We start from the raw sequence: 13031 nt of genomic DNA on the forward strand, positions 1-13031 counted from the left end.
TCCCGATCATGGCCAAAATCATCCGCTCTCTCAGCGCCAAAAAAGCCGGTGTTCCATCGAAGCCGAATAGACCGGTGAAGAAGGCCGTCAAGGCGTTACCGGCGCGGACCAAAAGGGCACCGAAGCCGAAACCCTGGACGCCCGCCGAGATCCACGAGGCTTTCAGCCGATTTCGCAAGGCCAATCCGGAGCCGAAGGGCGAGCTCGAACATCTCAACCCCTACACGCTGCTGGTGGCCGTGGTGCTGTCGGCGCAGGCGACCGACGCTGGCGTCAACAAGGCGACGCGCGCGCTGTTTGCGGTGGCCGATACGCCGGAGGAGATGTTGGCGCTCGGCGAAGACAAGGTACGCGACTACATCAGGACCATCGGACTCTATCGCAACAAGGCGAAAAACGTCATCGCGCTATCGCAAAAGCTGATCGATGAATTCGGCGGCGAGGTGCCGCGCACCCGCGCTGAAATCGAATCGCTGCCCGGCGCCGGGCGCAAGACTGCCAACGTCGTGCTCAACATGGCCTATGGCGAACACACCATGGCGGTCGATACGCATGTGTTCCGCGTCGGCAACCGTACCGGTCTCGCGTCCGGCAACACGCCGCTCGCGGTGGAGCTGGGGCTGGAGAAGGTGATCCCGCCGGAATTCATGCTGCACGCCCATCATTGGCTGATCCTGCACGGGCGCTATACCTGCCTCGCCCGCAAGCCGCGCTGCGAGGTTTGCTTGATCAACGATCTGTGCCGGTGGCCCGAAAAGACGGTGTGAGGGTTTCTACCTCGTCCCCTTGCTCCACCTCATCCTGAGTAGCGGCCGTTAGGCCGCGTCTCGAAGGATGGGCCGCGGGCCTCATGGTTCTCCCGGCGATGCGAAGCATCGTCCGGAGACGCGCGAAGACGCGCTCCTCACCATGAGGGGCTAGATCACCGGCATGCCCGGCTTGCGCGCAGGCTCGATCAACTCCGGCCGCGGGCCCGACAGGCGCTTGTGCATGTGGACCATGAAGGCCATGCCGAACAGCGGCGTCGCCAGATTGACGATCGGGATCGAGACGAAGGCCGCGATGAACAGGCCTGCGGTGAAGATAGTGGCTGCATTGTCCCGGCGCATCGCCTTGGCTTCCGCCGGCGGGCGAAAGCGCATGGCGGCGAGTTCGAAATATTCGCGGCCCAAAAGCCACGCCGTGGCGATGAAGAAGATCAGGAAGCCCGCGCCCGCGAACAGCACGAAGGGCAGGGCGATCAGATAGACCAGAATGGTGAGCAGCGCCGTCTTGATGCCCTCGGGGATCGCAACGCCGAGCGGCAGCGCGGCGCCGGGACGCTCCGCCGGATAGTGCTCGCGCTCGACATGCTCGGCGACGTCATCGACGAACACGCTCGCAACCAGCGAGGTGACCGCCGGCATCAGGAAGATTCCGCCGAGCACGACGCCAAGACCGGCCGCGATCGAGATGATCCAGGAAAGGATATTGAGCGACGTGTGGAAGCCCGGGCCGAGCATCGCCTCGGCCCAGACTTCGCCGTACTCAGCGAACCAGCTCAATGCGCGCTGCAAGCCGACGGCCAGCACCGTAATCAGCACCAGCGCCAACCCGATCGAGCGCCACAGGATGGTGCGCATCGGCGGCGACAGGATCTGCGAAAGCGCCTTGACGGCGGCGTCCAACATGGCGGTTCTGCCTCTTGTGAAAAAGCCCTCGCGAGAGGTAGATAGCCGCAAGGGCTTCGGCAAGAGCCTGCCCCTCCCGGGAGGTGAGACTGCCGTCAAGAACAATGCCGCATGAGGCTGCCATGACCCGTGTCCAGGAAATCTATCCCGACAACAAGATCGTGCTGCGCGAGGTCGGCTTGCGCGACGGTCTGCAGCTCGTGAAGACATTTCCGTCCACGTCGGCCAAGCAGCGCTGGATTCGCGATGAGTATGCCGCGGGCGTGCGCCATTTCGAGGTTGGCTCGTTCCTGCCGCAAAAGACGTTTCCGCAATTCGCCGATGTGCGCGACATCATCGGGACCGTGGCGTCGCTGCCCGGCGCCTACGGCATCGCGCTGACGCTGAACGAGCGTGGCGCCAACGAGGCGCTGGCGTCTGGCGTGGCCGAAGTGGCAACCGTGGTCTCGGCAACCGAGGAACACAGCCAGGCCAACGCCAACCGGTCGCGGGTGTCCGCGATCGCCAACGTCAGGCGGCTCTGCGAATTGCGCGACGCCAGCGCGCACAGACCGGTGGTGAACGCCGCGATCTCGATGGCGCTGGGCTGTTCGATCGTAGGTCCCGTAGACCCTGCGGAAGTGCTGCGGCTGACGGAGAAATTGTTCGAGGCCGGCGTCGACATGGTCGCGATCGCCGACACGGTCGGCTATGCCGGGCCGAAGCAGGTCGGCGAACTCGTCGCAGGCGCAGTGAAGATCGCAGGTGGAAAGCCGATCTGCATTCACCTGCATGACACGCGCGGCATGGGGATCGCCAACGCTTCCGCCGCGCTCGATGCCGGCGCGCGCGTGCTCGATGGATCGCTCGGCGGCCTCGGCGGCTGCCCGTTCGCGCCGGGCGCGACCGGCAACGTGGTGTTCGAGGATCTGGTGTTCCTGTGCGAGAGCAAGGGGTTTGCCACAGGCATCGATATTGAAAAGCTGATCGCGGTGCGCGGCATTCTGAAATCGGAAATGCCTGAAGAGACGCTGTATGGCGGTCTGGCACGCGCCGGATTGCCGCGCGGGAAGGCTGCGTGATTGGCGTCGACTGAGTTGGTTCGCGAGGACGCTTCTACACGGGAGCTATGTTCCCTCCCCCCTTGCGGGGGAGGGTTAGGGAGAGGGGTGGCCGCATCGGCGGTGCTCGTTGTTCAAATGATGCCTGACTAAACTGTCGACAATTTGCTCGGTCCGTGCGCTTGGAGAGAACCCCTCTCCCCAGCCCTCCCCCGCAAGGGGGGAGGGAGCTCACCGTTCGTGCGGTGAGAGTGTCGCGCTTTGCCCTATCGTCGTCCGGAGCGGCTCCTACAGCCGCGTCAGCCGCAATCGCAGCGCGTTGCCGACGACGCTGACCGACGATAGCGCCATCGCGGCGGCGGCGATGATCGGTGACAGCAAGAGGCCGAACGCCGGATAGAGAATACCTGCAGCGATCGGGATGCCGGCGGCGTTGTAGATGAAGGCGAAGAACAGGTTCTGCCTGATATTGCGCATGGTCGCCTGCGACAGCCGGCGGGCGCGGACGATGCCGCCGAGATCGCCCTTCAGCAACGTGATGCCGGCGCTCTCCATCGCAACATCCGTTCCCGTGCCCATCGCAATGCCGACTTCGGCTGCGGCGAGCGCCGGCGCGTCGTTGACGCCGTCGCCGGCCATCGCAACGATCTTGCCGGCCTTCTGCAGTTTTGCGACCACCGCGCTCTTCTGATCGGGCAGCACTTCCGCCTCGACCTCGGCGATACCAAGGCCGCGTGCGACGGCGTTCGCTGTGGTTCTGTTATCGCCGGTCAGCATGATGACCTTGATGCCCTCGGCAGCCAGTGCCTTCAGGGCGTCGGGTGTCGATGCTTTCACGGGATCGGCGATCGCGAACAATCCCGCGAGCTTGCCGTCAACCGCCATGTTGATCACCGTCGCGCCGTCGCCGCGCAGACGTTCGCCCTGTTCGTTCAACGCGCTGGCATCGATGCCGAGGAACTGCAGGAAATTTGCGTTGCCGAGCACGATGGGCTTGCCGTCGACCTTGCCGGTGGCGCCCTTGCCGGTCGGCGAATCGAATGCCTCGACCTTGCCGAGATCGAGATTGCGCTCTTTGGCCGACCGCACGATGGCGTCGGCCAGCGGGTGTTCGCTGGCCCGCTCGACGCTCGCCGCCAGCCGCAGAATTTCTGCCTCTTCAAATCCCGCGGCCGTCACGATGGTGACCACCTTCGGCTTGCCCTCGGTCAGCGTGCCCGTTTTGTCGACCACCAGCGTGTCGATCCTCTCCATGCGCTCCAGCGCCTCGGCGTTCTTGATCAGAACGCCGGCCTGGGCGCCGTGGCCGACGCCGACCATGATCGACATCGGCGTGGCGAGGCCGAGCGCGCAGGGACAGGCGATGATGAGGACGCTGACGGCGGCGACCAGGCCAAATGCCATGCGCGGCTCCGGTCCGAACCAGGCCCAGGCGCCGAACGCCAGCAACGCCACGGCGATGACGACAGGCACGAACCAGCCGGAAACCTGATCGGCCAGGCGCTGGATCGGCGCACGGGAGCGCTGCGCATCCGCCACCATTTTCACGATCTGCGACAGCAGCGTGTCGCGGCCAACTTTGTCGGCGCGCATGATGAAGCCGCCGGACTGGTTGAGCGTGCCTGAAATGACCTTGCTGCCGGGCTCCTTGGTCACCGGCATGGATTCGCCCGTTACCAGCGACTCGTCGAGCGAGGAGCGGCCTTCGAGGATGACGCCGTCGACCGGCACCTTCTCGCCCGGCCGGACCCGCAGTTTGTCGCCCACCGCCAGCGCGTCGATCTCGACCTCATGATCCGTGCCATCGTCGCCGATGCGGCGGGCGGTCTTCGGCGCAAGCTGCAGCAGCGCCTTGATCGCGCCTGACGTCGCTTCGCGGGCACGGAGTTCGAGCACTTGGCCCAGCAGCACGAGCACGGTGATGACCGCCGCCGCTTCGAAATAGACCGCGACCGCTCCGCCATGGCCGCGGAAGGTGGCGGGGAAGATGCCGGGCGCAACGGTGCCGACCACGCTGTAGGCATAGGCCACGCCGGTGCCCATCGCGATCAGCGTGAACATGTTGAGATTGCGCGTCACCAGCGACTGCCGGCCACGCACGAAGAACGGCCAGCCGGCCCAGAGCACGACCGGGGTGGCGAACGCTAGCTGAATCCAGTTCGACAGCGTCTGGTCGACCCAGCCATGGCCGCCGACGAGGTGGCCGCCCATCTCCAGAACGACGGCCGGCAGCGAAAGCACGAGGCCGATCCAGAAGCGGCGCGTCATGTCCGCGAGTTCCGGATTGGGTGGCGCATCGAGGCTTGCCACCTCCGGCTCCAGCGCCATGCCGCAGATCGGGCAGCTTCCCGGACCGACCTGGCGGATCTCGGGGTGCATCGGGCAGGTGTAGATCGTGCCCTCCGGCACGGCGGCCTTCGGCCTCTTGTCCTTATCGAGATAGGCGACGGGATCGGCGGCGAATTTGGTGCGGCAGCCGGCCGAGCAGAAATGAAAGGTCTCGCCATGATGGTCGAAGCGGTGCTTGCTGGTCGCGGGATCGACGCTCATGCCGCAGACGGGATCGCGCACGGTCGCCGAACCGGCGGCTTGATGGCCGTGGTGGCTGTGACTGGCGTGGCCATGCCCGCCGCAGCAGGCGCCCTTCGAAGCGCCGTTTCGATCGGCGTTTTCATTGTTGTTCATCATCATCTCCGGCACTTGAAACCTATACCCTGTAGGGGTATATAGGCCGCATGCGAAAAGACATCAAGGCATCCTGTCAGAAACGTCTCAGCCGGATCGAGGGCCAGGTCCGCGGCCTGTCACGAATGGTTGATGAGGACCGTTACTGCATCGACATCGTTACCCAGATCTCCGCCGTCCGGGCCGCGCTGCGGCGCGTCGAGGAGGAGGTGTTGCGGGATCACGTGGCGCATTGCGTCGAGCACGCCATCACCAGCGGCAACAAGGCCGACCAGCGCGAAAAGATCGCTGAACTGATGGACGTGATCGGGCGCTCGGACCGGTAGCATCGCGGCAATGGTCTCGTGGGATGATTGGTAATTATCGCTTCCGAGCCAGTCGCGCGCCTTGATCCAGATCAGTGTCAGTCGTGCCTGCGCGTCCGCGGCTTCTTGCCCGAGGCCGTCGGGATCATCACCACGCGGCCATAGCGCACGCCGCGCTCGGCGATGATGTGGTCGGCCAGGTGCCGGACCTCGCCGCTCGCGCCCTTCAGCGCCGTCACCTCCATGCAAGAATCGTCGTCGAGATGCACATGCAGCGTCGCCAGCGACAGATCGTGGTGGCCGTGGAAGTTCTGCACCAGCCGTTTTGAGAGGTCGCGCGCGGCGTGATCGTAGACGTAGACCAGTGCGGCGACGCATTGGCCCGACGGCGTGGCGTTCTCGGCGCTTTGCTGCAGGCCAGCGCGCGCGAGATCGCGGATGATCTCGGAGCGGCTCTGATAGCCGCGGGCTTCCGCCGCCGCGTCGATCTCGGCGAGCAGTTCGTCTTCGATCGTGATCGTAATCCGTTGCATGGAAAATTCCGTGGGGAGCGTCCGGTATGATATTTCTATTGTAACATCATACCGCGCTTGCTAGCGTTGAGATGCTGGTTAAGTCGAACTGATGCGGTCGTGCGCCGATTGTAGCAGTTGTCGTGCGGGGCATGAGCGTTGCGGCGGGTTACTTGGGGAGCACTTTCGGCTGCCGCATCCCTATTGGCCCTGGGGTCTCCGGCCGACGCGCAGAGCGTCGCTGGGACATACCCAGGCCAGCTTCCCGCTGTGACCGTCAATCCTCCCGAAATGGGGCCGCGCAACCGGGCCAAGCCACCGCGCCGTGAGCAAACCGCGCAAAGCCCATCCGCGGTTCAACCAAGCACGCCCGCACCATCACCCGTCAGCAGCGGCGTGGCGTCCGGCTCCGCGACGGCGGGGCTCGCATACCTGCAACCGACCGCAGCCAGTGCCACGACGATCAGCGGCACGGAGCTGAACGCCCGGCCTTTCTCGCGCGTCGGCGAGGCGCTGGAGGCGGTGCCCGGGCTGATCGTTACCCAGCATTCCGGCGAGGGCAAAGCCAACCAGTATTTTCTGCGCGGCTTCAATCTCGATCACGGCACCGATCTCGCCATCAGCGTCGACGGCATGCCGGTCAACATGCCGAGCCATGGTCACGGCCAGGGCTATGCCGACATCAATTTTCTGATTCCGGAGCTGGTGCAGTCAGTCAGTGTCCGCAAGGGACCGTACTTCGCCGATCAGGGTGATTTCGCATCCGCGGGCGCTGTCGCCATCGACTATGTCAACCGGCTGCCGAAGAACGTCACCGAGCTGACGTTCGGCAGTTTTGGCTATCACCGCGCGCTGGCGGCGGGGTCGACGGCGGTCGGCGCAGGCACCTTGCTCAGCGCGTTCGAGGGCGTCGCATATAACGGTCCATGGGACGTGCCCGACAATGTGCGCAAGCTCAACGGCGTGCTGCGCTACAGCCAGGGCACTGCGACCGACGGCTTTACGCTGTCGGCGATGGCCTATTCGAACGGCTGGAATTCGACCGACCAGGTGGCGCAGCGCGCGATCGACCAGGGCGTGATCGACCGGTTCGGGACGCTCGATCCGACCGATGGCGGCGTCTCGAGCCGGTTCTCGCTGTCGAGCAACTGGGCGCAGTCGAGCGAATACGGGCAGAGCAAGGTCAACGCCTATGTGATCAACTCGTCGCTGCGGCTCTACAATAACTTCACCTATTTTCTCGACGATCCCGTCAATGGCGATCAGTTCAGTCAGATGGACCGGCGCACGGTCTATGGCCTTAACGCCAGCCACGCTTTCGATGTACGCGTGGGTGGGATCGAAACGCAGACCCGCATCGGACTGCAGACGCGGGGCGACGATATCCGCGTCGGCCTGTTCAAGACGTTGCAGCGCGAGACGCTTTCGACCGTTCGCGAAGACAGCGTGAAGGAAGGTAACGTTGGCCTTTGGGCCGACACGACGGCGCGCTGGACCGACTGGCTGCGCACCACGGTCGGCATCCGCGAGGATTATTTTGCGGGCAGGGTGCTCAGCGATACGCCGCAAAATTCCGGCAACGCGCGGGCGTCGATGGCGAGCCCCAAGGCCGGGTTTGTGCTGGGGCCATGGTATCGAACGGAGTTCTACGGCAATGCTGGCTACGGCCTGCACTCCAACGATATCAGAGGCGCAACCATCACGGTCGATCCGCTCGACAAAGTGACGCCGCAGGATCGCGTGCCGCTGCTGGTCCGATCGAAGGGCGGCGAGATCGGCATCCGCACCAAAGCGATTGAAGGCCTTACCAGCTCGCTTGCGGTGTTCGTGCTGGATTTCGATTCCGAGCTGCTGTTTGTCGGCGATGCCGGCACCACCGAACCGAGCCGGCCCAGCCGGCGCGTCGGTGTGGAATGGACCAACCAATATAAAATGCTGCCGTGGATGCGGCTCGATTTCGATGTCGCCTACACCCGCGCCCGCTTCACTGATGTCGATCCGGTCGGAAATTTCATCCCGGGCGCGCCGGCATGGCTCGCGAGCGGCGGTGTGACATTCGGTGGCGAGGCCGGCTGGTTCGGCGCGCTGCGGGGACGCTATTTCGGCCCGCGCCCGCTGATCGAGGACGACAGCGTCCGCTCGCAATCAGCGCTGATCTTCAACGCGCGCGCGGGCTACAAATTCGACAATGGCCTGCGGCTGCAGCTCGACGTGCTCAATCTCTTCAATGCGAAGACCAGCCAGATCGAGTACTACTACCTGTCGCGATTGCCGGGCGAGCCGATCGGCGGCGTGGCTGACCGGCATGTCCATCCGGCGGAGCCGCTCGCGGTACGACTGACGCTGGCGGGAAGATTCTAGATTGTAGGGTGGGCAAAGGCGCGTCAGCGCCGTGTCCACCATCCATCCGATATGTCGCCTCAAATGGTGGGCACGCTTCCGCCTTCGCTCGTTGAGCTACGGCGGACAAGTCGCTTTGCCCACCCTACGATTGGTCTCTACGCTACCACTTCCGGCCTGCGCGGCCTCGTGCGGCGCTCGGGCGAGCGGACCGGGACATATTCGACGGCGAGATAATGTTCCGACACGGTGACGCGCTCGATCATCGTGGTCTCGACGGTCACTTCATCAGCCGCAGCCGGAAGCGGCGTCTCTTCGTCAATCTCTTCAGGAACAAGCGGCGGCGACTTGACCTCTGGAAACACACCGAATTGGCCCGCTACCTCCGGGAGCGGCTTCTGTTTGTCGGCCCAGTGCAAGGCCGTGTAGTCGAAGCCGTGCACGATGGTGGGTTTGACGACTTCGAAATAGGGCGAGATGTCGAAATCGCGCGGCATGTAGAGCGACGAATCGCGGATATGCAGGATTTCGCGCCGGGCCTTTCGCGAGGCGGCGCGGGTAATCTTGGGCAGGATCGGATAGCGCACGGCGTCGAAGGCTTGCGCGATCAGCGCCGAGCAGATGATCTTGGTGGGATCGCCGGAGCCGAACGCGATCATGCGCCGCCGCCATCGCTGCGGTATCGGCAATGGAATCAGATAGCGCATCAAATCGACGATGTTCTTGGTGTCGTAGCCGAAGCCGATCCGGTTGATGGCGTAGCGGCACACCGTGGTACGGTCCTCGTAGGACAGGCCGACCGGGCGGCAAATGCGGGTGTGATAGGGAAAATACTTCGACAGCGGCGCCGAAGTGACGCCCTCGCCGATATTGGCCTCGATCAGCACATGCGGCTCGCCGTCGGGCTCGGTGGCGCCGTCAACCGGGCCGACATAGAGCGCGCCATGCGACCAGGTGGACTGCGTGAGGTATTTGATGATGCCGGAGATGCGGTTGTTGCCTTCGACCAGCAGCACATCGCCGGGCTCGATGACGCCGCGCAGATGTTCGGGGTCGCTGGGCGTGAACGGCTCATAGCCCGGGACTTCCTTCTGCAGGTAGCCCGCAATCAACTGGCCGATGGTGTCGAGCATTACGCCCATGAAACTCCCCCAGAGCGGCTTTTCTTCCGCTTTTTTTGTTTCCTTATCATGGTCGCAAGCCGTTTCAATTTAGTTCATGCGGGAGGCTGGTCAATCATGATTGATTTACCATGAGTGTTGCTGCGTCACGTGAGATGCTGCACAGTTCGCTAGCTGTTCTCTCGTCCTTCAGGTCCTGGAAACCATGACATGACATTGACCCGCCGCACCTTTCTGTCGGCGTCCGCAGGCCTGGCGGCGGTTCCGGTTTTGTCTGGTGCGCGTGCGGGGGCCGCGCCCTTGCCGCGGGATGCCGACATCGTGGTGATCGGCGCGGGTGCGGCCGGCATTGCTGCGGCGCGGCGGATCATGGCGGCGAACCGCAGGGTGATCGTGGTGGAAGCGGCGAGCCAGATCGGCGGCCGCTGCCAGACCGACGTTTCGACTTTCGACGTACCGTTCGACCGCGGCGCGCGCTGGATGCACAATCCCGAGACCAATCCGATGATCAAGCTTGCGCGGGCGGCCGGGCTCGAGCTCACGAGCGCGCCATCGGGCCAGAAGATCCGGATCGGTCGCCGCAGCGCCCGCGCCGGCGAGACCGAAGAGTTTCTGGCGGCGCTGGTACGCGCCAACCGCGCCATCGACGAGGCCGCGCGGCGGTTCGATGTTTCCTGTGCCTCCGTGCTGCCGAAGGATCTCGGCGTTTGGGCGGGCACGGCGGAATTTGTGCTGGGGGCCGGCTTCTCCGGCAAGGATCTGAACGACGTCTCGGTCGGCGACAAGTCGCGCGCGCAGGACCGCAACATCGCGATCGGCTGCCGCCAGGGACTGGGCACGCTGATCGCAAAACTCGGCGAGCAGGTGCCGGTAGCGCTGTCGACGCCCGCCAATCGCGTCGTCTGGAGCAACCGCGACGTCATGGTGGAAACACCTGCCGGAAAGATCGTCGCCCGCGCAGCCGTCGTCACAGTGTCGAGCAACGTGTTGGCGGCCGGCAATATCAAATTCGCGCCCGACATTCCGAAGCGCATGCTCGACGCGGCTTCGAAACTCAGCCTCGGCAGCTACGACCGGATCGCCCTGCAGATGGCGGGCAATCCGCTCGGCCTCGCCCGTGACGACGTCGTCATCGAGCAGAGCAGTTCGACCAAGACGGCGCTGATATCAGCCAATATCGGCGGCTCGTCGCTCTGCATCCTTGATGTCGGCGGCTCGTTCGGCCGCGATCTTTCCGCGCAGGGCGAGAAGGCGATGGTGGCGTTTGCAGTGGAATGGCTGACAAAACTGTACGGCAGCGAGGCGGCCGCCGCGGTGACGAAATCGAGCGCGACGCGCTGGAACGCCGCGCCGTTCGCGCTCGGTGCGATGTCCGCAGCCGGTCCTGGGGGGCAATCCTCGCGAAAGGTTCTGACCGAACCGATCGGCTGCATGTATATCGCCGGCGAAGCGACCCATGAAACGCTGTGGGGAACGATCGACGGCGCCTGGGAGAGCGGCGAGCGCGCGGCAGAGGCGGCACTGCGGCGGATCGGCGCGTTGAAGGATCCCGAGCCGGAGGCGCGGCCGGCGAAGCAGCGGCAGCGGCGGCGTGCACCGTCTCCGATCAACTGATGGCCCGTCCCAAAGCACTGATCTCCTGGTCGAGCGGCAAGGATTCAGCCTTTGCGCTTCATGAAGTGATGCGCGCGGGCGAATTCGAGGTGATCGGCGCGCTGACCACGGTGACCGAGACGTTCGGCCGCGTTTCGATCCATGGTGTGCGGCAGGAGATATTGCAGGCGCAATGCGAGGCTGCCGGCCTCTCGCAGCGGATCGTGCCTATACCCTATCCCTGTCCGAACGAGATCTACGAGGCGCGAATGGGTGAGGCGGTCGCGCAAGCGGCAGCCAGTGGCGTCACGCACATGATCTTCGGTGATCTGTTCCTGGCTGACATCCGCGCCTATCGCGAACAGAAGCTGGCGGGCACCGGAATCACGCCGGTGTTTCCGCTCTGGGAGCGGCCAACGCCGGAGCTCGCGCGAGCAATGATCGCAAGCGGGCTGGAAGCCCACATTGCGACCGTCGATCTGAAGAAGCTGCCGGCGGAATTTGCCGGTCGCAAATTCGACGCAACGCTGCTCGCCGATCTGCCGGAGGGCATCGACCCCTGCGGCGAGAATGGCGAGTTTCACACCTGCGTCGTGGCAGGGCCGATGTTTTCGCGGCGGGTGGCGGTGATGACCGGAGAGTGCGTCGCGCGCGACGGATATGCGTATTGCGATCTGGTGATCGGCTAGCGCCGGAATCGTGATGCCGTAGGGCGGGCAAAGGCGCACTTGCGCCGTGCCCACCACAACACACACCGCGCGCGGGATGGTGGGCACGCTTCGCTTTGCCCACCCTACGCAGCTCGCTCGTCACCGCAAAACACCATCCAGCGCCGGCAGGCCGAAGATCACCGCAGCCGCGATCAGCGCGTAGCAGATCGAGCGGAATACGGCTTCGCTGGCCTTGCCGAACAGCGACGCGCCGAACCAGACGCCGATGCCGTAGACGGGGCCGACCACCAGCGCGAACTTGATCGCATCCATCGTGATCAGCCCGGTCGCGGCGTAACTCACGGCGGAGAAGAAATCCGAAGCGCCGAAAAACAGCACGATATTGGCGCGGGCAACCACTGACGGAATCGGCCGGCCGAGCCAATAACCGACGATCGGTGGGCCGCCGGTCTGGGCGAGGCCACTGCAAAAGCCCGATAGTCCGCCGATGCCGATCGAAACCGCCGCGTGGTCCTTGCCGCGGTAACGCCAGCCCGAGAGCAGTAGCAGCAGCAATGCGAACACGAAGACGGAAATGATCCAGCGCGTCGTTACCGGTTCGAGGCGGCTCAGGAAATAGGTGCCGATCGGCACGCCGATCAGCGCGCCCAACACTATGACCGCAGTCGCCTTGCGGTCGGCCTTCTCCCACGCGTTCGGCAGCAACGGCGCGGCGGCAACGAAATCGATGATCAGCAGCAGCGCGGCCACCAGACGCGGATCGGCGATCGAGCTGGCCAGCGGCATGAAGATCAACGCCGAGCCGAAGCCGGAAAAACCTCGCGCCGTGCCCGAAACGAAGGCGACGACGCAAATCGCGATTGCAGCGTTGAGGCTGACGTCAGGGGGAATCAGGCCAAGCGAGTTCATTCTTTAGCGCCTGAGATTGGGTTGAGCTGCAACCGCATCAGAGGTGAGCTCCTTCTCCCGCTTGCGGGGGAAGGCTGGGATGGGGGTGTCGCAACAAATGAGACTGTTCGAGTGGAGAGAGAGCCCCCACCCGCATCGCATCGTTCGATGCGATGCGACCTCCCCCGCAAGCGGGAGAGGTTGCA

Annotated in this window: 11 protein-coding genes; 6 read left to right on the forward strand and 5 right to left on the reverse strand. The window is 64.5% G+C overall.

Translation table 11 applies throughout. The annotated features are described in order from the left end of the window. The first annotated feature begins 8 nt into the window (after positions 1-8). Complete coding sequence (nth, locus tag LMTR3_RS17875; RefSeq protein ID WP_065746749.1) at positions 9-767, forward strand: endonuclease III; 759 nt, start codon at positions 9-11, stop codon at positions 765-767. 150 nt (positions 768-917) lie between these two features. On the opposite strand, the gene LMTR3_RS17880 is transcribed toward nth, so the two are convergent. Then, positions 918-1670, reverse strand: a complete 753-nt coding sequence (locus LMTR3_RS17880) for a sulfate transporter family protein (protein ID WP_065746370.1) — start codon at positions 1668-1670, stop codon at positions 918-920. 122 nt (positions 1671-1792) lie between these two features. On the opposite strand from LMTR3_RS17880, the gene LMTR3_RS17885 reads away from it, so the two are divergent. After that, the gene (locus tag LMTR3_RS17885) at positions 1793-2731 is read left to right on the forward strand and encodes a hydroxymethylglutaryl-CoA lyase-like TIM-barrel protein (protein WP_065746750.1); all 939 of its coding nucleotides are present in this window, start codon (positions 1793-1795) and stop codon (positions 2729-2731) included. Positions 2732-2998: 267 nt separating this feature from the next. Here the strand turns inward: LMTR3_RS17885 and LMTR3_RS17890 are convergent, their stop codons facing one another. Continuing rightward, entirely contained in the window at positions 2999-5395 is a 2397-nt protein-coding gene (locus LMTR3_RS17890) for a heavy metal translocating P-type ATPase (protein WP_084029708.1), read from the reverse strand. Between the two features lie 50 nt (positions 5396-5445). On the opposite strand from LMTR3_RS17890, the gene LMTR3_RS17895 reads away from it, so the two are divergent. Next, positions 5446-5721 (forward strand): metal-sensitive transcriptional regulator, encoded by a 276-nt coding sequence (locus tag LMTR3_RS17895; protein WP_057844804.1) that lies wholly within the window; start codon positions 5446-5448, stop codon positions 5719-5721. A gap of 77 nt (positions 5722-5798) precedes the next feature. On the opposite strand, the gene nikR is transcribed toward LMTR3_RS17895, so the two are convergent. Continuing rightward, positions 5799-6233, reverse strand: coding sequence for a nickel-responsive transcriptional regulator NikR (gene nikR, locus LMTR3_RS17900; protein ID WP_065746372.1), 435 nt, complete (start codon positions 6231-6233; stop codon positions 5799-5801). A 270-nt stretch (positions 6234-6503) separates the two neighbouring features. Between nikR and LMTR3_RS17905 the strand changes: the two genes are divergently transcribed. Continuing rightward, entirely contained in the window at positions 6504-8573 is a 2070-nt protein-coding gene (locus LMTR3_RS17905) for a TonB-dependent receptor (RefSeq protein ID WP_141686690.1), read from the forward strand. Positions 8574-8710: 137 nt separating this feature from the next. Here LMTR3_RS17905 and LMTR3_RS17910 read toward each other — a convergent pair whose 3' ends face one another. After that, positions 8711-9694, reverse strand: coding sequence for a YiiX/YebB-like N1pC/P60 family cysteine hydrolase (locus LMTR3_RS17910; RefSeq protein ID WP_065746374.1), 984 nt, complete (start codon positions 9692-9694; stop codon positions 8711-8713). A 189-nt stretch (positions 9695-9883) separates the two neighbouring features. On the opposite strand from LMTR3_RS17910, the gene LMTR3_RS17915 reads away from it, so the two are divergent. Together LMTR3_RS17915 and LMTR3_RS17920 are read left to right on the forward strand one after the other, a co-directional pair. Next, complete coding sequence (locus tag LMTR3_RS17915; protein WP_065746375.1) at positions 9884-11287, forward strand: flavin monoamine oxidase family protein; 1404 nt, start codon at positions 9884-9886, stop codon at positions 11285-11287. Continuing rightward, positions 11287-11955 (forward strand): Dph6-related ATP pyrophosphatase, encoded by a 669-nt coding sequence (locus LMTR3_RS17920; protein ID WP_065746376.1) that lies wholly within the window; start codon positions 11287-11289, stop codon positions 11953-11955. The genes LMTR3_RS17915 and LMTR3_RS17920 overlap by 1 nt, the downstream gene beginning before the upstream one ends. 120 nt (positions 11956-12075) lie before the next feature. Here the strand turns inward: LMTR3_RS17920 and LMTR3_RS17925 are convergent, their stop codons facing one another. Continuing rightward, on the reverse strand, positions 12076-12846 hold the full coding sequence (locus tag LMTR3_RS17925; protein ID WP_065746377.1) for a sulfite exporter TauE/SafE family protein: 771 nt from the start codon (positions 12844-12846) through the stop codon (positions 12076-12078). Positions 12847-13031 lie beyond the last annotated feature (185 nt).

It is taken from the genome of Bradyrhizobium sp. LMTR 3 (assembly GCF_001693485.1).
Classification (GTDB): Bacteria; Pseudomonadota; Alphaproteobacteria; order Rhizobiales; family Xanthobacteraceae; genus Bradyrhizobium.